The sequence below is a fragment of the Vreelandella boliviensis LC1 genome, from assembly GCF_000236035.1.
Taxonomy (GTDB): Bacteria; Pseudomonadota; Gammaproteobacteria; order Pseudomonadales; family Halomonadaceae; genus Vreelandella; species Vreelandella boliviensis.
In genome coordinates this window covers 1813497-1834878 of the sequence record NZ_JH393257.1, presented here as the reverse complement: position 1 = coordinate 1834878, position 21382 = coordinate 1813497, and the positions used below count along the sequence as shown (strand labels likewise).

Below are 21382 nucleotides of genomic sequence, written 5' to 3'. Positions count from 1 at the left end.
TCTACTCCAGGTAACTATCATCCAGATGACTACCATCCAGATAACTGTCAGGATCGGCGAATATCGCAGCGAGTTCTGGCGTTAACGGCAAATTCAACACCTGATCATCGGGTGGTATGGGCTGCAAAAACCACTTGGCGTAAAGGGGGCGAATCGCGTCGCTTCGATAAAGTTGGCGTAACTTATGATTAACCAGCTCAACAAACACCGGGTCATCCGGCGGCATCATTAAGCCATATGGTTTAGCATCGCTCAGCGTGGCTTCTGAGATATTGAAAATGCCTGGGTCTGCCGCGGATGACACCAAACCCGCCAGCAAAATAGCGTCCATCACAAACGCCGATGCCTGGCCTGACGCTACCATGGCAAAGGCCTCGTCATGGTTACGGCTCAACATCACCGCTATATTCAGACCCTCACTGCGATTGAGCTTATTGAGCTGTTCAATATTGATGGTGCCGGTTGTTGACACCACGCTGCGGCCAGCCAGATCGACAATACTGTGCATATTCTGCTCGGCAAGCGATACATAGCGTGTGGCGGTGAGAAAATGCGGGTAAGAAAAGGCCGCTTGGCGGCGACGTTCGGGCGTGTTGGTGGTCACACCACACTCAATGTCCACCTCACCATTGCGTACTAAGATAAACCGATTCGCAGGCGTTACCGGTACAAAGTTAATCGTTAACTCGTCTAGCGCCAACTCATCACGAAGACCCTCTATAACGTTTAAACATAGATCAATCGCATAGCCCATCGGCTTATCGTTCGCCACGTAGGAAAAAGGCGCTTCGCTGGTACGATGACCAACGTTAATTTGGCCATTCGCTGCGATACGCGTCATCACCGGCGAGGTGGAAAATTGATCGCCCACGGCGGAGCTATGCCAACAAAACACGCCGACTATAAACACTGCTAACCAGTGCATGATTGCCCCCTCTCGTCAGTATTCGCCATCATCTTCATCCCCGAGGCAAACAGCATATAGCGGTTGCGCCCTTTCGCCTTGGCCGCATACAGCGCAATATCGGCATTACGCAGCAGATCATAGCTGGTGTCACCATCAACGGGGGCTCTGGCTATACCCACACTGACGCTGATGGTGATTTCTTGTGCCTCAATCTGAAACGGCGCACCCAGCGTGGCAACAATGTTATCCGCCAGTGCCTTAGCCTCTTCTTCCGGCGCACTGCCCGCAACGCGCTGAATAATGGCAAATTCATCGCCGCCTAGACGCGCCACCAAATCATTGTCTTTCAATAACCCCTGTACCCGCTGGCTAACGTCTATCAACAGCGCATCACCCACCGCATGCCCCAAGCTATCGTTCACGTCCTTAAAGTAATCCAGATCAAACAACATGACGTTAAACACGTCGCCTTGTAGCAGGGAGAGCTCTGCCGCTTTTAAAGCGTCATTAAGCTGTATACGGTTAGGCAGCTTAGTAAGCTCATCATGGTGAGCAAGGTGCTGAAAACGCAGGGCTTCGTCTTTTATATCAAGCAGGTGTTCACGCTCAATGACCTTCTTACGCAAGGCATCAATGGCCTTTGCCATCCGGCCGATTTCATCGTTACGAGCGGTATACGGCGTGGGGCTTTGTGTCTGGTTTTTGGCTATGGCTGCCAGCGACCGAATCAATGTCGGTACCGGCCTGAAGAGGTGACGCATCAATATACTCAGCATCAGTGCGGTTGCTACCAACACCGCTAATAGTGCCATTAATGCTTTACCAATCAGATCATTACGCATCTGATAAAGAACGTCTCGCTGTCCTATGGTTGAAACAACCACGCCCAATAACTTGCCGTCAGGCGTCACAATAGGCAATGAGCTAATAAAGTGTTGTTGACTCCCAACCAGGGCAAACCCAACGTAAAAATCAGTGGCCTCGGCGGTTGATTGCCAAGTACTCACTGTCAATGCCGCCTCGGAGTCCGGTGAGGCGTTAAGTGCGTCGGCCACTACCTTTAGCGAGCCTTCCGGCGTTGCTCCAAACAGCCACACATTGTTACGTGTTTGGGCACTGGCCAGTGCCAGGACATCGACGGGACTAAATCCCGTTTCAAGCACCGACTCCTCATCGCCAATCGGTCGCTGGGAGATAATACGGGTAATCTGCCCCGTTTCGTCAGCACTGACGGCGACAGAGGTATAAATACGCCGGATCGTAGCACTAACGATCTGTGCATTGACCTGCGCTTCACGCCGCCACTGTTCTCGCGCACCACGCTCGACCATTAAAAACCCTGATAAAGCGCCCATTAAATAGGCAAACATGACCCCCAACAGCATAAACACCACCACCTTGCCTACCAGTGTTTGGTGCCAGGGCAGCTTGGTCACTGTCGCTGATGAGTTCGCCCGTGGGGGTTGCTGCATACGCTTAGGAGTTCCTTATTTGCTAGATCAACGGGAGCGTAAAGCAATCTCTATGAGTACTCTTCTCTTTAACGAGATAGTGGCCACCTATAATACCTTTCGGCCAATAACTAAAATTTATTAGAAGTTATTTTAAAAGTACCACTAAAAAGACTGAGTAGGGCTTAAAAATAATCAGCGCTTTTATTCTCTACGCCCCGATTTATTGGCATAAATATTGCTAACTTATTGATATAGCTTTTGTTGATAGATGCATTTATTGCTAGATGTATTTATTGATAGACGCTTTTTGGCGACCTGTTTCCTTTGACTAGGAGATCACCATGCGACACTCCGACTACCCCCTCAGTGAAGTGCCCCTCAGTGCCCGCAAGGGCCTGTTTTCTACCTCTGCCGTATTGCTCGGCTTTACCTTCTTCACCGCCACCATGTGGGCGGGTGGCACGTTAGGCCAAGCCTTTCCGATTGGGCAACTGCTATGGATCATTCTGATTGGCAACCTGCTGCTGGGGATCTATGCGGCAGCCCTCGCCTATATTGCTTGTCAAAGCGGGCTCAATTCGGTGCTGATGGGACGCTTCTGCTTTGGTGAGAAGGGCAGCAAACTCTCCGACTTTATTCTCGGTTTTACCCAGATTGGTTGGTACGCCTGGGGCACCGCGACGATTGCCTTAGTATTAATACGCACCACCGGGATGCCTGAATGGCTGGAAATCCCCTTAATGGTGCTGTTTGGGTTTGGTTTCTGCATCACCGCCATGATCGGCTACCGCGGCATGGACTGGCTTTCGCGCTTTGCCGTGCCCGCCATGATGCTGTTTATCCTGATCAGCCTGTTCACCGGCCTGGTGGATGTGCGCGGTTTCGCCGGGTTAAGCCAGCAGACGCCCACGGAGAGCATGAGCGTGGCAGCCGCGATTACCGTCATCATTGGCACCTTTATCAGCGGCGGCACTCAAGCGACTAACTGGAGCCGCTTCGCCAAAACTCCCAAGATTGCTGTCATTGCCACCATGGCGGCCTTCTTTGTAGGTAATGGCCTGATGGTGTTGACCGGTGCCCTGGGGACCATGATTTACCAGCAGGCCGATATTGTAGACGTCTTGATCGCTCAAGGCTTTGTCACTATCGCCGTGCTGATGCTGTTCTTGAACATCTGGACCACCCAGGACAACACTATCTACAACTTCGCCGTGGCGGGCTGTAATTTGCTGCGTACCGAAAAACGCCGTTTGGTCACGGTAGGCGGTGCGGCGATTGGTACCGTACTGGCGGTGGGCGGGATGTATAACCTGCTGATTCCCTTCCTAGTGCTGCTGGGTACCTTTATCCCCCCCATGGGCGGCGTGATCATGGCAGACTTTTGGCTCAAGCATAAAGGCCGCTACCCGTCGCTTTCGTCCGCTGCGCTACCCGATTTCAATCGTCGGGGGTTAGCCGCCTATGCGATCGGTGCGGGAGCTGCCTACTTCTCTCCATTACTCCCCCCACTGGTGGGTGTTGCAGTGGCAGCGGGAAGCTACGCCGTGCTGCTGCGCCTAAAGCACGCTACGCTGGGTGATAGCCTTCCCTCCACTGCCAAACAATAAGTGAGCCGTTTTGTATATGAGCATGCAGATTATCAACGCCAGGCTACGCCAGCGCCCCGAGCTTTATCGAATTGAGATCGAGAACGGCGTATTCACGGCGATTACCGCCCAGGACGCCCCACTAACCGCGAGTGAAGGCCAAATTGATGCGCGCGCCAAGCTTGTTTGCGCGCCGTTTATCGAGCCGCATATTCATTTGGATGCCGCGCTGACAGCGGGCGAACCGAGCTGGAACCAGAGCGGCACCCTATTTGAAGGCATTGAGCGCTGGGGCGAGCGCAAACCTATGCTCACCGAAGCGGATATTCGCGAGCGCGCTTTAAAAACCCTCAACCTGCTGATCGGCAACGGCGTTCAGTTTGTGCGCACCCACGCCGACACCAGCGACCCCAGCCTGATTGGCATCAGAACCCTGTGCGCCTTACGCGACGAGCTGAAAGATAAAATCGATATCCAGGTGGTGGCCTTCCCGCAGGATGGGCTGCTCTCCTACCCCGGCGGCGACAAGCTGCTGGAAGAGGCGCTGGAAATTGGCGCCGATGTGGTTGGCGGCATTCCCCACTTCGAATACACCCGTGAGCTGGGTGTCGCTTCCATGAAACGGGTGATCGAGCTGGCGATCAAGTATGACCGTTTAGTGGATGTCCACTGCGACGAGATTGACGACCCCAACTCACGCTTTCTCGAAGTGCTCGCCTGCGAGGCGCTGTTTAACGACCTGGGCGGTCGCGTTACCGCCAGCCACACCACGGCCATGCACTCCTATGACAACGCCTACTGCTCCAAGCTGTTTCTGATGCTCAAACGCTCGGGCATTAACTTTGTTTCCTGCCCCACCGAAAGTATTCATCTGCAGGGGCGTTTTGATACCTATCCAAAACGGCGCGGCGTGACCCGTGTGAAGGAGCTAAATGCAGCGGGTATTAACGTCTGCTTTGCCGAGGACTCCATCTTTGACCCCTGGTACTCACTGGGTAACGGCAAGCTACTGCGAACGCTGGATTTTGGCCTGCATATTTGCCAAATGATGGGCTATCAGGACTTCAGCCAGGCGCTTTCGCTGATCACTGATAACAGCGCCCGCACAATGAATATCGAAGCGCGTTACGGCATTGAGATCGGCAAACCCGCCAGCTTTAACCTGCTGGAAGGCGAGGATGACTACAGCGTGCTGCGCAACCAGGGCGAGGTGCTGCTGTCAGTTCGCCATGGCGAGATCATCATGCAGCGCGAGCCCGCCAAAATAGTCACACCGCCGTGGCTTGGCTAATGCGCCACAGAAACGTTAGATTAGGCATTTAAGCATCTAATGTTAGCGACGAATGTTAACAACCGGGGAAAACCACAATGGGCATAGAGACCGTTCGCCAGTTCTTTGCCGAGCATGCGCCAGATATCAACATCGAAGAGCTTGAAACCAGCACCGCCACGGTACAACTGGCCGCTGAAGCCCATGGTGTAGCACCTGGTCAGATTGCCAAAACCCTGGCGTTTCGGATGGGCGAAAAACCACTGCTGATCGTTGCCAGTGGCAATGCGCGAATCGATAACCGCAAAATTCGCGACACCTTCGGCGGTAAGGCCAAAATGCTCGACGCCGAGACGGTCATGGAGCTGACCAGCCACCCGGTCGGCGGCGTCTGCCCTTTTGGCCTCGCCACTGACTTGCCGGTGTACTGCGATGAATCGCTCCACGCCTATGACGAAGTCCTCCCTGCAGCGGGATCACCTAATAGCGCCGTGCGCCTAAGCCCCAAGCGCCTGGCCGAGCTGGTCAATGCCAAGTGGGTGGATGTGTGTAAGTTGCCGGAGCCGGAGAGTGTCAATTAGGCGCCTTTTACTGAGGCAGCGTTTAATTCACGTCTAATACATAACCATAAAACGCGGTATTGCGCTGCCAGCCCAGTGACTCATAAAGGTGTTGGGCACGCTCGTTTTCTACCTGCGTCATGAGTATCAAGCGCGCTACGCCGTGATCGTGGGCTAGCTGAGAAGCGGCTTCCATTAACGCTCGTCCTGTGCCTTTTTCACGACAGTCGGGTAACACAAAGAGATCATTCAGCGTCCAGCGCGCATTTAATCCCACCGTGGAAACCCCTGGGTAAAGCTGCACAAAACCGGTGAGCGCTCCTTCACTGTTCTCGCTAACCAAAATAAAAGAGTCCCCAAGCCCCATGCGCTGGCGGAGGAAATCACGCGCCGCCTGAATATCACTCGGCTGGGCATAAAACTGACGATAGCCATCGAGCAATGCACTGAGAGGTTCTAAGTCATTAAGTACTGCCGAACGGATGTTAGTCATAACGACTGCTCCATCTGGGTAGTGGTTAAATACAGCTTGCCGTTATAGTGGTCTACGATAAAGAGCCACTTATCGCTAAATTGAGGGTACCAGTGAATCTACGCGACGCCGCTAGCGACTGGATTACAGAGGCGCTAGCGTTAAGGCTAGCTGAACATGAATCAGCCACTCTGGTTCAGCAGCTCTACCGCTCGCTTAAGGAGTGGATTCAACATGGTGAATTGACGGCTGGCGATGCGCTGCCTTCTTCCCGCTACTTGGCCCGCGCTTTGGGTGTTAGCCGCAATACGGTGCTGGCCGCCATGGATCGGCTACTGGCGGAAGGATTGCTGATTTCCCGCCAGGGGGCGGGGCTCTATGTGGCCGATCTACCTTCGCTGTTAACCAAGGCCGAGCTTCCACCGCCTTTGCCGGTTCGCTACTCAACGCGGGGCAATAAGCTGTTAGCACTGGGGGGAACGCTAAGCCCTAGACATCGCGCCTTTGTGCCGGGTGTCCCGGCCCTCGACCTGTTTCCCCGCGAGCAGTGGCAACGCCTGTTGCGGCGCCACTATTATCACGCCCAGATAGCATGGATGGATTATCAAACCAATGGCGGGCTACCTGAACTGAAAGCAGCCCTTTGTGATTATCTTCGCCTTTCCCGCGCGGTGCGCTGCCAGCCGGGGCAGATCGTGATTACCCAAGGCGCCCAGCAGGCGTTTGAACTGATCACTCAACTACTCACCGATCATGGTGATTCTGTTTGGATGGAAGAACCTGGTTACGGCGGCGCCCAGGCCTGCTTTTTGGCGTCGGGCTTAACGATAACGCCCGTCCCCGTCGATCAAGAAGGGCTAAACCCTTCACTCGCACCAGCGAGTGCGCCAGCGCCTCGGCTTATTTACGTGACACCCTCTCACCAATACCCCAGTGGCGTTACCATGCCAGTCCCTAGACGGCTGGCATTACTTGAGCACGCTTCCCGAACCGGCAGTTGGGTCATTGAAGACGATTACGACAGTGAGTTTCGCTACGATACACCGCCGACGCCTTCGCTACAGGGGCTTTCGGAGCAGGCATCGGTTATTTATGTGGGCACCTTCAGTAAAGTGCTCTATCCGGGCTTGCGTTTAGGCTATTTGGTACTCCCCGACACGCTCGCCAAAGACTTTAGACGCGCCCATGCGCGATTGCACCGCGAAGGTAACTACCCCGTGCAATCAGCGCTTGCTGAATTTATTGCCAATGGACACTTTACCCGCCACATCGCCCGCATGCGGTCTGCCTATCGCCAGCGACAGGCGTGTTTACGAACAGCATTAGCACCGGCGGTAGCCAAAGGGCTTGAGCTTTCTGATGGTCATGCCGGTATGCATCTGTTGGCCAGGCTCGATACCCGTGCGCAAGAAGACCTGCTCGTAGAACGCGCCGACAAAGCCGACATTACCCTTTCGCCACTTTCTCGCTATTACCTCTCTGCAAACGAACATCCTGGTTTAGTGCTCGGCTATGCAGGCTCAACGGAAGGCGAGCTGATGAAGGCAGGTAAGTGGCTAAGCGACGCTTATTTGGCAATAAAAGATGACACATAACCATTACCTCGATAAGCCAAGACCCATCACGCCATGAAAGGATGTACTTGGCGTATTCTCTGGAAGCATTCTTGTAGTAGTGTATCTTTCTTTACAGGCTTATCTATTAACCAAACGCAAAGGGGACAACACGTTCCCAATGGGGTCAACGTGGTTCAATCTCTTTCTTCGCACACAGAATCCCGCGCCTCACGATGTAAAGCATGGAGCGTGCATATATTTACCGCCAGTGGTGTGCTGCTGGGTACAATGGCGTTGCTCGCACTGGTCGACGATAACCCAGTTGCCTGCCTGCTCTGGCTAGGCGCCGCCATGATGATCGATGGTATTGATGGCACCCTGGCGCGCAAATATGAAGTGAAAGCCATACTGCCCCACTTCGATGGCTCAACGCTTGATATGGTGATCGATTACCTGACCTGGGCCTTTATTCCCGCCCTATTTATTTATTACTTCATTGAATTACCGCCCTATTTAGGGCTGTTATCCGTGTTTATCATTCTGCTGTCATCGATGTTCTGTTTCTGCAATGTCGATATGAAAAGCCAGGATAATTACTTTGTTGGCTTTCCTGCCGCCTGGAACATCGCCGCCGCCTATTTCTATATTCTCGACTTACCACCCTTCGTCACCTTTGCCACTATCGTGCTACTGGCCATCCTCACCGTGACCCGGATGAAGTTTCTGCACCCCTTTAGGGTGCGCTTGTTTATGCCGCTCAATATCGCCGTCACGCTGGTCTGGTGCGTATGCGCCACATCACTGGTGCTCTCCAGCCCCGTACATGCCGCCTGGGCAATGTGGGGATGGGGCATTACATCGGTTTATTTTATCGGCATGTGCCTATGGCGTACCGCCCAGGAATGGTTTGATTAGGGCTTGTTTAAGAAGCGAGTAGCCGATGACCCACGACTTTATCGCCCCCGACGGTCATCCTCGTTGCCAGTGGTGTGGCGGCGCGCCGGAATTTCTGCCCTACCATGATAACGAGAGGGGTTTCCCGGTCGACGACGATCAGCGGCTGTTCGAGAAGCTGTGCCTGGAGAGCTTTCAGTCGGGCTTGAGCTGGCGCACGATTCTCAACAAACGCGAGAATTTTCGCGCCGCCTTTCACCACTTCGATTTCCACCAAGTCGCTCGTTTTGGCCAAGACGATGTGCAGCGTTTACTTCAAGACGCGGGGATTATTCGCCACCGCGGTAAGATCGAAGCGACGATTAACAACGCCCAGCGCGCCAAGGAAATGGTCGAGCAAGAAGGCTCGCTGGCCGCGTTCTTCTGGCGCTATGAGCCAACCGAGTTAGCGGCGCCCCAAACCCAGACCACCTCACCTGAATCCATAGCTCTGGCTAAAGAACTGAAAAAGCGCGGCTGGAAATTTTTCGGCCCCACCACTGCGTTTGCCTTTATGCAGGCCATGGGGCTGCTTAATGATCACGCGCAAGAATGCGTCATTCGCAAACAAGCCGCTCGCGCCCGAGAGGGGTTTGTGCGGCCTTCTGATCGATAAAAACCCACCGCCTAGCAAGCTAGGCGGTGGGCAAATGTAACCTCGAACGAATAACGGTCATTACCCGTTATGAGTTGTACCCTTAAGGCATTAACACACTGTCGATCACGTGGATCACGCCGTTCGACTGCGCCACATCCACGACCGTGATATTGGCACTATTGCCCTGGGCATCCATAACCATCAGGTTATTGCCGTTGCGCGCGACGGTAAGGTACTCACCTTGAACGGTTTTAAAAGCCACGTCGCCATCATTTTCCATGATTTCTTCCCACAATGCGTCCCGGTTCATATTGCCAGGTACAACGTGGTAGGTAAGAACCGTTTGAAGTTGCTCCTGATTCTCTGGTTGCAGCAGCGTCTCAACGGTGCCATCAGGAAGTTTCGCGAACGCATCATCCGTCGGCGCGAATACGGTAAAAGGGCCTTCCCCTTGCAGCACATCAACCAGTTCAGCCGCTTGAACGGCGGCGACGAGCGTTTCATGATCGCCTGAATTAACCGCGTTTTCGATAATATTCCGCTCAGGAAGCATGTTGGCGCCGCCTACCGTGGTAGGACCATGATCGGCCACGGCAACGCCGGTAAATAAAGCAGCGGCACAAACGCCAGCGGTAAGTAGTTTGAGTTTCATTGGGGCATCTCCTGGTTGTCATTAAAAGAGCTCAGCAATGCAAGCTCACTAACACTTACGGCGCCAGGGCGTCAGTGGATGCAACTATCTCAAAATATTTTATTCCTCGCTGACGCCTCGCCTATTGCCTTCAACGGCTGACTCACCAAGACTGGCGGTTCGGTTTACTGTGCAGAGATGCCTGAATGCTAGATGCCACACAACGCCACGAATATCTTATTGAGCAACTAAACGGCTGCGCCCAGGGCGACCGCAGTGCATTCGAGCGTCTCTATCGTGTCTCCAGTTCGCATCTATATGCTCAGTTGCTGCGTATAGTGAAAGATGAGGGTGCCGCACAGGATTGCCTGCAACATGTTTTTATCAGAATCTGGCATGCCGCCGATCAATACGACGCCACGCGAGCCAAGCCGATGACCTGGCTTTCCACACTCGCCCGCAATATTGGCATCGACTGGCTGCGCCGCCAGAAACCCCAGGACACCACCACCGATGAACCTTTGTTAGCCACCCTATTAGGGACCGACGACCCTGAAGATGACAGCATCAGTCATCAGCAAAACGCTAAACTAAACGACTGCCTTGATTCACTCAGTCTTCATCAGCGCCAGTTAATGGAAATGGCCTATTTTCAGGGCATGACGCACAGCGAGCTTGCTAACTCTCTGTCCCAACCGCTGGGCAGCGTCAAAAGCTGGATCCGCCGTGGACTCGAGAGGTTAAAAACATGTCTAACCAATGGGATTTAAGCAACCCTGACGATCGTCACCTGGCGGCTGGTGAGTACGTACTGGGCGTATTGGATAGCGATCAGAAAGCACGCTTTGAAGCGCTGCTGGCAGTCAGCCATGACCTGCGTAATGACGTGGAAGATTGGCGAGAATATCTGCACTTATTCAACGAACAGTTGGATCCTAAGACACCGCCCAAGGAGGTCTGGCAGCGCATTACCCAGGCAACCTGGGCCTCGCCTCTGCGCTGGTGGCAACGCCTGGGCGCATGGCAGGCCATGGCGGCCAGTTTTGGGGTCATTGCGGTAGCGCTGGGCCTGCTTTGGCAACAAGCTGAACTGACCCTACCATCACAGGGAGAGGCGGTCTTCGTTGTTCAGGACGAATCACGCACGCCAGGCTGGATCATTAGCGCGACTCAAGAGGGAGAGCTGATCGTGCAAGCGGTTCAACCGACACAGGTCGACAGCGAACAGACCGGTGAGCTGTGGTTGATCGCCGATGGCACGCCCATTTCGCTGGGCCTATTGCCTGAGCAAGGCAGTCGACGCCTGGAACCCAGCGATGAGCTGCGCGCGCAATTATTCAGCGCCGATTTAGCCGTCAGTGTGGAACCCCAGGGAGGCGCTCCAGGAGGCCAGCCAACCGGCCCAATTATCGACCATGGCCGTTTGACGCCGGTGGTGGGCAGCACTCTAACTTTATAAGACAGCCTCATGCGCCTGCGCCTCTTCCACCATCTCGCAGGCAAGTTCCCCCACTGTCCGCAAAGCCGCTTCAATGGCAGGCGTTAACGTAAACGCATAGTTCAGGCGCAGACACTGGCGGTACTTGCCCGAGGCGGAAAACAGCGAACCCGGTGCCACATGGATCGCACGCTGTGCCAAGCGTTGGTTTAGGCGCACGCAATCCACCGCGGCGGGCAACTCTACCCAGAGCAAAAAGCTGCCTTGAGGGTAGCTAATACCCGCACCTTTGGGGAAGTAGCGCTGCACCCAACTGATCATGATATCGCGCTGGCGCTGATACTGGCGGGTGGCGTAGCGCAGATGGCGCTCGTAGTGGCCTTTAGCGACGAACTCCGCCACCGCCAGCTGCGGCAGCGTGGCCGAGGCGCCAGTGGAGACGTATTTCATATGCAGCGCCTGATCACGATAACGGCCTGGCGCCAGCCAGCCCACCCGCAACCCTGGCCCCACCGTTTTCGAAAAACCGCTGCACAGCATCACGCGCCCGTCATCATCGAATGATTTCACGGTGCGTGGCCTGGGCAGAGAGAATGACAAATCGCCGTAGATATCGTCTTCGATAATCGCCACATCAAAACGCTGGGCGAGCTGAAACAGCGCCCGCTTGCGTGCTTCAGGCATGGTGTAGCCCAGCGGGTTGTTGTAGGTCGGCGTGACCTGTATGGCGCGGATCGGCCACTGCTCCAACGCCAGCTCAAGGGCTTCCAGACTGATGCCCGTTTGCGGGTCGGTGGGGATTTCCAGCGCTTTTAAGCCGTTGGCCTTGAGAATCTGCATAGTGCCATAAAAGCTAGGCGAGTCCACGGCTACCACATCGCCGGGCTGAGTGAGCGTTCGCAGCGCAATGGCCAGCGCCTCCTGACAGCCGGTGGTCACCATGATGTCGTCCGGGTGAAGCAAACAGCCAGAATTAATCGCCAGTCGGGCTACCTGCTGACGTAACTCGGGGCTTCCGCTCAGCTTGTCGTAGTTGAATCCGTTAAGATCAGTGCTGCGATGTAGGCCAGCGAGGATTTTCGACAGTGGCCGCAACGTTTCATACTCGAGATTGGGCACCCCACGCCCCAGCAGAAGCCGGTCGTCATCGCGTTGAGTAGCGACGAGCTCCAGCACCTGATCCCACTGGGAAATATCCAGCGGGCGCTGGGCAGGCCTTGAGACCGAGGGCAGCACTGAGGGCACCCGGCTTGGCAGCACAAAGTAGCCAGACTTGGGACGCGACTCGATCAATGCCACATCCATCAGTTGGCGGTAGGCCTCCTGGGCCGTTGAAATGCTGACGTCCAGCTCCTGACAGACTGCACGAATAGAGGGCATGCGATCGCCCACACGGTAGATGCCATGCTCGATACGCTCCCGCAATATAGTGGCTACCTCTTCATAGCGCGTCACGGCCTTTACCCCTTTCAGCCTAAAACAATACAGATAGCTATTTATAGCCCATACAGAGGTATAAAACACCCAATCTGTATCTTAAAAATAAAAATTTCTATGCCTGTATTGAAAACGCAGTGCTGAGTAACCTAATTAGGCACATAACGCTCAAGGAGAGCCGCCATGCCACGCTTCAGTCTTACTCAGCTTCGCTATCAGTTGCGCTGCCAGTTTCACTCTTATCGCCACTATCGCCGTAGCCGTCGTCAGCTACTAGCGCTGGATGACCGGCTGCTAGAAGATGTTGGTATTACCCGAGAGCAGGCGCAAAAAGAGGGTCATAAAGCATTTTGGAAACACGCATCTTTTAAAAGGGGTCACCATGAAAACCGCTGAGTATTACCTGCTCGACGTCTTTACCAACCAGCCGTTTACCGGCAACCCATTGGCCGTTTTTTTAGACGCGGGAGAGCTTGAGACCAGCACCATGCAAGCGCTGGCCAATGAATTGAATTTAGCTGAAACAGTGTTTGTCAGCGCTGCCACTGGCCCGAATCACTATCCGATGCGGATTTTCACACCAACGCGCGAGCTGCCTTTTGCAGGCCATCCCACAGTAGGTACCGCGCATTTGCTCGCGGAGCTGAGCCTAGCAAACCGCGCGCAAGGCGTTGTGTTACAACCCCCTATCGGCGAGCTAGCCGTTAGTTATAACCAAGCAAGGGCAACGTTTACCACCGCCCAGCCTGCGATGTTGAAAGACAGCACGATTGATCGCATCACTGCCGTTGAGCTGTTGGGACTGGACATTCACCAGGTAAGGGGCGATCCGGTCATTGCCTCCTTCGGACTGCCCTATCATTTAATTGAGCTGACTGACGTGGCAGCGTTAGAGAGCGTAAACATCTCTACAGCCACCTGGGCGAATGCTGTTGTGCCTAGCAGTGCCGAGCAGGTTTACCTGTATGTGATTGAACAACACGGCGAGGCAGAGACAGTTGTGCGCAGCCGCATGTTTTGTATGCACGCCAGTATTTGCGAAGACCCCGCCACGGGTAGCGCCGCCGCAGCGTTGACCGGCTACCTAGCGTCACTGCAGCCAGACACCTTGCAGTGCAGGATTCATCAGGGCGTTGAGATGGGGCGGCCCAGTATTATTTACACCGCCGCCAATGGCGATATCGAGTCCGGTTATGTGAAGGTTAGCGGTAACGCTGTGGTGGTGGGCAAGGGCGTTTTTGAAGCACATCTATAAACGCTAGATGCTCAACGCCCTTCCTGCTAACCAATCACGTTTGTCGCTACACCATGCGGTTAGGCAACCGTCACGTCTTTGGAAAGATAGACGTCCTGAATCGCATGCAGTAGGTCAACGCCTTCCTGCATCGGCTTCTGGAAGGCCTTACGCCCCGAGATCAAGCCCATGCCGCCAGCACGTTTATTGATCACCGCCGTGCGCACCGCTTCGCCAAGATCGGAGTGCCCTTTGGAGCCACCGCCGGAGTTGATCAAACCAGCACGGCCCATAAAGCAGTTAGCGACCTGATAGCGAGCAAGGTCAATGGGGTGATCAGTCGTCAGCTTGCTATAGACGTTATCGTGGGTATGCCCGAAACCGACCGCTTTGTAGCCGCCGTTATTCTCAGGCAGTTTCTGTTTGACGATATCCGCTTTAAGGGTTGCAGCCATGTGGTTGGCTTGGCTGGTGAGATCAGCGGCGGCATGGTAATCGGTGCCGCCCTGCTTGAAGGCCGGGTTGCGCAGGTAGGCCCACAGCACGGTGACCATGCCCAACTGGTGAGCGCGCTCAAAGGCCTCGCTGATCTCCATGATTTGCCGACGGCTCTCGTGGGAGCCAAAGTAAATCGTCGCCCCAACCGCCACACAGCCCATATCGTGGGCCTGCTCCACATCGGCAAATAACGTCTGGTCGTATATCGCTGGGTAGCTCAGGGTCTCGTTATGGTTAAGCTTGAGCATCATCGGGATTTTGTGGGCATAGCGCCGCGCCACGGAAGAGAGAACCCCAAGCGTCGATGCGACGCCGTTGCAGCCCCCTTCAAGAGCCAGCTCAACGATATTGGCCGGGTCGAAGTAGCGTGGGTTAGGCGCGAAAGAGGCGCCCGCCGAGTGCTCAATTCCCTGATCCACCGGCAGCAGGCTAAGGTAACCGGTGCCCGCTAAGCGTCCATGGTTAAAGAAGCTCTGCATATTGCGTAATACCGCTGGGCTGCGATCACTATCGGCCATAACACGGTCGATAAAATCCGGGCCCGGCAGATGCAAGTCCTCACGACGAACACCCTGACAAGTGTGGTTAAGCAAACTCTCGGCGTCACTGCCTAGCAGAGCGGTTATATCGGTCATGATGAACTCCTTTATACTTATCTGTAACAAAAGGTAAGTGTAGGCCAGATACTTCTTCAATAAAGCCTAGCTCTTAAATAAAGCCCTAAGACCTTCAATAGAACATAGGGGAACCAGTACGGCAATCAGACGGCGCTAGGTTTCCCTGCGGTTGACAAGGCTACGACTAAAGGATGAAAATATGATCACGAATGAGTTTTAGTCGCAAATAAGACTAAATCTGTTAACTTTGCGTTCTCACCTGGAAACACCTTCACAATGCCCGCCTCTTCGCCGCTTGCTGCTCCGTTGGCATCCACCTATCGGCGCTTTATTGTTACTCGCCTACTGATCGTCGCAGGCTTAGCAATCGCGCTGGTGTTGTCACTGCTTGCCGATATTGCCACCGGCCCAGCGCCTATATCGCTTAATAAATTGATCACGCTGATTTTTGATGCGCAGTCCCAAGGGCCCATTCAGCAGGCCATTGTCTGGGAGATCCGCATGCCTGCGGCGCTCATGGCGGTGCTGGTAGGCGCCACGCTGGGCCTGGCCGGTGCCGAAATGCAAACGGTGCTGAATAACCCCTTGGCCAGCCCCTTTACCCTGGGCGTGGGTGCGGCGGCCACCCTGGGCGCATCGCTGGTGATTGTTTTTAACCTCACCCTGTTTGGTTTAAGTGCCCACTACGCCACCGCCTTAATGGCGTTTGTGTTTGCGGCGGCGTCGATTTTGACCATCAATGCGCTGTCGCGCCTCTACGGCGCCAGCCGCGAGATTATCGTGCTGTTTGGTATCGCGCTGGTGTTTGTACTCAATGCGCTGGTCGCGCTTTTGCAGCTCATCGCCAGCCCCGATGCATTACAGCAACTAGTGTTTTGGACGATGGGCAGCCTGTCCCGTGCTTCTTGGGAGACGGTGGCCATCGTCGCAGCAGTGCTGGCCGTTTGCCTGCCCTTTTCGCTACGCAGCGCCTGGGCAATGACGGCTCTGCGCTCGGGTGATGAACATGCGCGCAGCTTCGGTATTGCGGTTGAGCGGTTGCGGCTTATCTCGTTGCTTAGAGTCAGCCTGCTCGCTGCCGCCGCAGTGGCGTTTGTAGGCACCATTGGCTTTATCGGCTTAGTCGGCCCACATATGGCCCGGCTGGCGCTGGGTGAAGATCACCGCTTCTACCTACCGGGCAGCGCTCTGGCGGGGGCGCTGGTGCTGTCGCTTGCCTCTATAGCCAGTAAAACGCTGGTCGATGGGTTGGTACTGCCCGTGGGGCTAGTAACCTCGTTGGTGGGCATCCCCTTCTTTATGGCCCTGATCATGATGCAGGGGCGAACGCGATGAAAGCAGGCTTTACGCTCAGCGATTTCTCTACCGGCTATCGCAAACGGCGCGTGTTTGAGCAGCTAAACCTGCCCACACTGCCACCCGGTTCGCTGGTCGCGGTGCTGGGGCCTAATGCGGTGGGCAAATCGACCCTGTTAAAGGCCATCGCGGGCTTACAGCCTGCCAGCGGGCGTATGCAGCTTAACGATATTGATCTCGCCACCCTTAGCGGTGCAGCGCGGATGCGCCATGTGGGCTATTTGCCGCAAACGCTTCCTCAGGCCACCACATTAGTCGCTTATGAAGCGGTACTTAGCGCCTGCCGTGCCGTACGCCCCGACCTCAGCCGACCACAGATAGACGCATTAATCGAGCGGGTTTTCGATGCCCTGGCCATTCGTCCGCTCGCCCTGCGCCCGTTAAGCGAACTCTCCGGCGGCCAGCGCCAGATGGTGGGCCTCGCCCAGGCAATTGCCCGCCAGCCCGCGCTATTACTGCTGGATGAACCCACCAGCGCACTGGATTTGCGCTGGCAGCTAGCGCTGATCGATACCGTGCGCGCAGTGATAGCGGAGCGTCAGGCGGTCTGCCTGATGGCGATTCACGATATCAACCTCGCCCTACGCTTCTGCGACCAGGTGCTGCTGTTTGGTAACGGCGGTCTGCTGGCCGCCGGCGACCCACACGACGCGATTACCCCCGACGTCCTGCGCGCCGCTTACGGTGTGGAGGCGCGAGTAGAGCGATGCTCGCTAGGGCGGCCAGTGGTACTAAGCGATCGCATCAGCCACCTCTCTGCGAATACCCTCTAGGATACCGACATGCGCCGCTTGGCTATTAGTTTGCTGTGTTGGATGAGTTTGTTAAGCGCTGCCGCATGCCTGGCAGGTGAATCTGCAGAGGGCTTCCCTAAACAAGTCACCGATTTAGCAGGCCGCCAGGTGACGCTTTCAGCGCCGCCGACTCGGCTATTTCTAACCCAGCCGCGCCAGCTGTATGCGCTTGCAACGCTACTGGATGACCCGACACCGCACTTAGCAGGCTGGGCTTATCCGCTGGCCGTGTTTGACCCCGCCATGGCGCAACGCTTTGCCTCCCAGTGGCCCGCACTGGATCGACTGCCAGCGCTTTCCAGCGCGCCAACACCTCAGTTGGATAGCGAAGCACTGCTGAATCTGGCCCCGGATCTGGTGCTGTTCGATCTCTCCCGCGCTAGCAGCATCGAAGGCTCCCCACTGGCACGGCTGCTAGACGAGCTGGGTATTACCTACCTGTTTATCGACTTTAACCGTCACCCGCTGGAGAACACGCCCACAAGCCTTGCCCTGTTAGGCCAGGCATTAAACGCAACGCCCCGGGCCAGCGCGATGATCGCCCTGATTGAGCAGCGCCTAGCACTTATCGACCAGCGCTTGGCAGACCTGCCCACAGACCCACCCACTGTGCTGATCAATGTGGCACCCGGGGTCAAAGTTGACTGCTGCCGCACCAATCTACGCAACGGGCTAGCCGACTTAGTGGCCCGGGCCGGTGGCGATAATATCGCCGATGCGTTAACCCCCGGCGCATCGGCAACGCTAAGTAATGAGTGGGTGCTCAGCCACCCACCCGACGTCATCCTCAACACCGCAGGGCAGTGGTCAGCGGGGGATGGCTTGCGGGCTGGCCTCGGTGTCAGCGCCGACGATATTGACCAGGACTTGCATCACCTTAGCCAATCGCTGCCCGGTTGGGCGCATCTTAACGCCGTTCAGGAGGGGCAATTCTATTCCCTGTGGCACGGCTTTCATCAAGGCCCCTTTGCCATTGTCGCACTGGAACGCATTGCCCAATGGCTCTACCCCGAACGCTTCTATGATCTCGACCCGGCCGCTACCTTCGACGCCTTGCTGCCCACCCCGCCAGCGCTAAGTCGCGAGGGGCACTTCTGGGGCGCACTCAACGCTCAATAACGCTTACTCCCTCAACCCACTGACGATAAAAAGGATCTATACCCTCCATGCTCCGCTCCCGAACCATTGCGCTGTTTTCGCCGCTGCTACTGCTGAACCCGCTGCCCTATGCCTACGCGCAACAAGCCAACGAGCCCGCTTCAGAAACAGTTTCAGAAACAGTTTCAGAAACACTGATCGTCACCTCGGATCGCCTTACTGATGTAGCCCCGCAGAGCTATCGTGCCCAGCGTTCCAGTTTGGCCAGCAAACAGCCGGTGTCGTTTCTGGAAGAAGCCCGCACGGTGGAAACCGTCACCGCCCAGGTGATGGCCGATCATAATATCGACAGCTTGAACGAAGCGATGGTGATGGTCGCAGGAGTGACCGAAGGCAACAATATGGGTGGCACCGAAGACGGCTTTATCAAACGCGGTTTCGGCAGCAACAGCGATGGTTCGACGTTGATCGACGGCATTCGCCAACCACGCGGCACTTTCTCCATGGCGACTGTGGATCATGTCGAAGTGCTCAAGGGCCCGGCATCGCTCTTCCAAGGCCAGCAGGATCCCGGCGGGGTAATCAACCTAGTCACCAAACGCCCGGAGTACCAGTGGCAACGCGAGATCAGCGCTGAAGCCACCTCCCTGGGAGGCGGCAATGCCAGCGTGGATGTCACCGGCCCGCTTGCCGATACTGGCCTGGCGTTCCGGTTTATCGTCCATCATGAAGATGAAGACTCTTTCCGCGCCTTCGGAAGTAATCGACGCACGATCGTTGCCCCTTCGCTGCGCTGGGAAGGCAGCGACAGCCGCGCGCAGATCTCCTATGAGTATCGCGACTACGACTTGGATCTGGATCGCGGCACGGTGATGATCGACGGAGAACCCGCCAAGGTGCCCAACGGTCGCCGTTTCGACGAACCCTGGTCACGGGTATTCGGTCACGACGAAGCGGTCACCGCCTGGTGGGAGCAGGATATCAATGACGACTGGTCGACAAGATTGACCTACGGCTGGAACCGCCGCCAGTACAGCGATGGTCAACCGCGGGTACTGCGCGTAAATGAAGACACCGGAGCGCTAACCCGCCGTGCCGATGCTAACTACGGTTTTGACCGCCGCGTGCAATATACCGCCTGGGATACTACCGGCACCGCCACCCTCGCAGGGATGCGCCACGACCTCACGATCGGTGTGGATCATGAGCGCCAGCGGGATTATCTAGCCGAGGTGTATCGCGGCACGGCGGTGACGGATCAAAATATTTACGACATGAGCTACGGTGGCCTGAATCTGGATAGCGATAGCCTTAACACTTCGCGCAGCAACCGCTTGGATGAAATCAATACCACTGGCGTTTATCTCAATGACCGCTGGCACTTCAACGACCGCTGGACGCTGGGGCTAGGCGGGCGTTACACCCACTACGAGCAGTTTGGCGGCCGCGGCCAGCCCTTTGTGACCGCCACCGATATCAGCGACGATATTTTTCTGCCTTCGATCAGTTTGCTGCATCGCCTGACTCCGGATACGTCGGTTTATGCCAGCTACAGCGAAGCCTTTGTGCCCAATGGCGCCGACAGCGATACCGGCAAAACACTGGATCCCGAACACAGCATGGGCAGCGAAATCGGCGTCAAACACCTCTGGAATGACCAACTCTCGTTGGCCGTTGCACTGTTCGATATCCGCAAAGAGAATGTTGCCGTCTCTGACAACGGCGTGACCCGCACGGTAGGCGAAGCGGGCTCCCAGGGAGTCGAACTGACTGTTTCCGGCCAGTTGACCGATCAGCTTTCACTGCTAGGGGCTTACGCCTACACCGATACCGAAGTACTCAAAGATACCGAAGGCACCCAGGGCAACGCGCTAACTAACGCCGCACGCCATACCGCCAGCCTCTACTTGGCGCACGACCTAACCACCGCGCCTGGGCTGGGCAACTGGCGCCTGGGTGGCGGGGTACGCTATGTGGGCGAGCGCGAAGGCGACGCTGACAACAGCTTCCAGCTAGACGCCTACACCGTCGCCGATGCCTTTATCGGCTGGAACACCCCCTGGTTAGGCGACAACCTGCACCTGCAGCTCAACGCCAAGAACCTGTTTGATACCACGTACTACCCCTCAAGCGGTGGCAGCACGCGAGTAGTGGTCGGCGACCCGCTGGAAGTTAGCTTGCAGGCGTCGGTTAAGTTTTAAGTTTTAAGTGTCAATTTCTCGGCGTGACAACTTTCATACATGAGAAAGATATCATGGACTTAACAGCAGGAACGCGCCGATGAAGTGTACCGCATGCCAACAAGGGAACTTAGTCCCGAGCTTTATGGATGCTCTTTTCCGCAGTCATACTTGCGACAATTGCGGCGGCAATTGGATCTTGATTGAAGATTACATTAGCTGGAAAGAGCGTCACCCCGAACACGTATTTGATGACATTTGTGTCGAGAGCATTGAAGCTGAAGACACAGTAGGCGCGCTTATTTGCCCGATGACCGGCGGCATTATGAGTAAGTTTCGCATTACTAAAGACAATGCCCACAGAATCGACTACAGCGCCCGCGTCGGGGGCGTTTGGTTGAATAAAGGCGAGTGGGAAATGCTGATTGCGGAAGGACTCGCCGGCAACCTGAACAGCATACTGACAGATCCCTGGCAAAAGCGGATACGCCAGGAAAAAACCAGTGACACCTTTGAAAATCTTTATCGCAGCAAATTTGGCGAGTCCGATTATCAAAAAGCCTGCGACGTTCGTGAGTGGCTACACAACCACGCTCAAAAAGCTGACTTACGTGCTTTCTTAATGGCAGAAAATCCTTTCTCCGCTATTCATTAAGTGCTTTAGGTGGGTGCTTTTAGATAAATGATTAGTCAGCCGCTGATTAACAGCGGCTGATTTTTTATCGACCCAGCATCATTATGGATAACAAATGATTAACCAGGG

At 55.4% G+C, this 21382-nt stretch carries 21 protein-coding genes; 15 read left to right on the top strand and 6 right to left on the bottom strand.

The genetic code is table 11. The features are described from left to right. Position 1: 1 nt before the first annotated feature. Together KUC_RS08175 and KUC_RS08170 are read right to left on the bottom strand one after the other, a co-directional pair. Entirely contained in the window at positions 2-925 is a 924-nt protein-coding gene (locus KUC_RS08175) for an amino acid ABC transporter substrate-binding protein (RefSeq protein ID WP_007112698.1), read from the bottom strand. Then, complete coding sequence (locus KUC_RS08170) at positions 913-2379, bottom strand: diguanylate cyclase domain-containing protein (protein ID WP_040479931.1); 1467 nt, start codon at positions 2377-2379, stop codon at positions 913-915. The genes KUC_RS08175 and KUC_RS08170 overlap by 13 nt, the downstream gene beginning before the upstream one ends. A gap of 323 nt (positions 2380-2702) precedes the next feature. On the opposite strand from KUC_RS08170, the gene codB reads away from it, so the two are divergent. From codB to KUC_RS08155, 3 genes are all read left to right on the top strand, one after another. Beyond that, the gene (gene codB, locus KUC_RS08165; RefSeq protein ID WP_007112696.1) at positions 2703-3968 is read left to right on the top strand and encodes a cytosine permease; all 1266 of its coding nucleotides are present in this window, start codon (positions 2703-2705) and stop codon (positions 3966-3968) included. 16 nt (positions 3969-3984) lie between these two features. Continuing rightward, positions 3985-5238, top strand: a complete 1254-nt coding sequence (codA, locus tag KUC_RS08160) for a cytosine deaminase (RefSeq protein ID WP_007112695.1) — start codon at positions 3985-3987, stop codon at positions 5236-5238. A gap of 77 nt (positions 5239-5315) precedes the next feature. Beyond that, positions 5316-5798: a YbaK/EbsC family protein gene (locus tag KUC_RS08155; protein ID WP_007112694.1), complete on the top strand. Its 483-nt coding sequence runs from the start codon at positions 5316-5318 to the stop codon at positions 5796-5798. A 22-nt stretch (positions 5799-5820) separates the two neighbouring features. On the opposite strand, the gene KUC_RS08150 is transcribed toward KUC_RS08155, so the two are convergent. Next, positions 5821-6270 (bottom strand): GNAT family N-acetyltransferase, encoded by a 450-nt coding sequence (locus KUC_RS08150; RefSeq protein ID WP_040479928.1) that lies wholly within the window; start codon positions 6268-6270, stop codon positions 5821-5823. 92 nt (positions 6271-6362) lie between these two features. Between KUC_RS08150 and pdxR the strand changes: the two genes are divergently transcribed. The 3 genes from pdxR to KUC_RS08135 all read left to right on the top strand — a co-directional run bounded on the left by pdxR (position 6363) and on the right by KUC_RS08135 (position 9354). Then, complete coding sequence (pdxR, locus tag KUC_RS08145) at positions 6363-7844, top strand: MocR-like pyridoxine biosynthesis transcription factor PdxR (RefSeq protein WP_007112692.1); 1482 nt, start codon at positions 6363-6365, stop codon at positions 7842-7844. 150 nt (positions 7845-7994) lie between these two features. Further along, the gene (gene pcsA / locus KUC_RS08140) at positions 7995-8720 is read left to right on the top strand and encodes a phosphatidylcholine synthase (RefSeq protein WP_371827727.1); all 726 of its coding nucleotides are present in this window, start codon (positions 7995-7997) and stop codon (positions 8718-8720) included. 25 nt (positions 8721-8745) lie between these two features. Next, positions 8746-9354 (top strand): DNA-3-methyladenine glycosylase I, encoded by a 609-nt coding sequence (locus KUC_RS08135; RefSeq protein WP_007112690.1) that lies wholly within the window; start codon positions 8746-8748, stop codon positions 9352-9354. A gap of 82 nt (positions 9355-9436) precedes the next feature. On the opposite strand, the gene KUC_RS08130 is transcribed toward KUC_RS08135, so the two are convergent. Next, the gene (locus tag KUC_RS08130) at positions 9437-9988 is read right to left on the bottom strand and encodes a fasciclin domain-containing protein (protein ID WP_007112689.1); all 552 of its coding nucleotides are present in this window, start codon (positions 9986-9988) and stop codon (positions 9437-9439) included. A 185-nt stretch (positions 9989-10173) separates the two neighbouring features. Between KUC_RS08130 and KUC_RS08125 the strand changes: the two genes are divergently transcribed. Continuing rightward, the gene (locus KUC_RS08125) at positions 10174-10737 is read left to right on the top strand and encodes a sigma-70 family RNA polymerase sigma factor (RefSeq protein WP_007112687.1); all 564 of its coding nucleotides are present in this window, start codon (positions 10174-10176) and stop codon (positions 10735-10737) included. Next, complete coding sequence (locus KUC_RS19075; RefSeq protein WP_007112686.1) at positions 10716-11426, top strand: anti-sigma factor; 711 nt, start codon at positions 10716-10718, stop codon at positions 11424-11426. Before KUC_RS08125 ends, KUC_RS19075 begins: the two co-directional genes overlap by 22 nt. On the opposite strand, the gene KUC_RS08115 is transcribed toward KUC_RS19075, so the two are convergent. After that, positions 11421-12860: an aminotransferase-like domain-containing protein gene (locus KUC_RS08115; protein WP_040479923.1), complete on the bottom strand. Its 1440-nt coding sequence runs from the start codon at positions 12858-12860 to the stop codon at positions 11421-11423. The genes KUC_RS19075 and KUC_RS08115 overlap by 6 nt on opposite strands. Before the next feature lie 165 nt (positions 12861-13025). Here KUC_RS08115 and KUC_RS08110 point away from each other — a divergent pair, with 165 nt between their 5' ends. Together KUC_RS08110 and KUC_RS08105 are read left to right on the top strand one after the other, a co-directional pair. Further along, a complete protein-coding gene (locus KUC_RS08110) occupies positions 13026-13238 on the top strand; it encodes a DUF1127 domain-containing protein (RefSeq protein WP_007112684.1) in 213 nt (70 codons plus the stop codon). Continuing rightward, entirely contained in the window at positions 13225-14097 is an 873-nt protein-coding gene (locus tag KUC_RS08105; protein ID WP_007112683.1) for a PhzF family phenazine biosynthesis protein, read from the top strand. The genes KUC_RS08110 and KUC_RS08105 overlap by 14 nt, the downstream gene beginning before the upstream one ends. Positions 14098-14156: 59 nt before the next feature. Here KUC_RS08105 and KUC_RS08100 read toward each other — a convergent pair whose 3' ends face one another. After that, positions 14157-15209, bottom strand: coding sequence for a class I fructose-bisphosphate aldolase (locus KUC_RS08100; protein ID WP_007112682.1), 1053 nt, complete (start codon positions 15207-15209; stop codon positions 14157-14159). Between the two features lie 258 nt (positions 15210-15467). Between KUC_RS08100 and KUC_RS08095 the strand changes: the two genes are divergently transcribed. From KUC_RS08095 to KUC_RS08075, 5 genes are all read left to right on the top strand, one after another. Continuing rightward, positions 15468-16526, top strand: coding sequence for a FecCD family ABC transporter permease (locus tag KUC_RS08095; protein WP_007112681.1), 1059 nt, complete (start codon positions 15468-15470; stop codon positions 16524-16526). After that, positions 16523-17320 (top strand): ABC transporter ATP-binding protein, encoded by a 798-nt coding sequence (locus tag KUC_RS08090; RefSeq protein WP_007112680.1) that lies wholly within the window; start codon positions 16523-16525, stop codon positions 17318-17320. Before KUC_RS08095 ends, KUC_RS08090 begins: the two co-directional genes overlap by 4 nt. A 9-nt stretch (positions 17321-17329) precedes the next feature. Beyond that, positions 17330-18460: an ABC transporter substrate-binding protein gene (locus KUC_RS08085; protein WP_007112679.1), complete on the top strand. Its 1131-nt coding sequence runs from the start codon at positions 17330-17332 to the stop codon at positions 18458-18460. Between the two features lie 47 nt (positions 18461-18507). Beyond that, positions 18508-20640 (top strand): TonB-dependent siderophore receptor, encoded by a 2133-nt coding sequence (locus KUC_RS08080; RefSeq protein WP_007112678.1) that lies wholly within the window; start codon positions 18508-18510, stop codon positions 20638-20640. Between the two features lie 79 nt (positions 20641-20719). Further along, on the top strand, positions 20720-21274 hold the full coding sequence (locus tag KUC_RS08075; protein ID WP_040479921.1) for a zf-TFIIB domain-containing protein: 555 nt from the start codon (positions 20720-20722) through the stop codon (positions 21272-21274). Positions 21275-21382 lie beyond the last annotated feature (108 nt).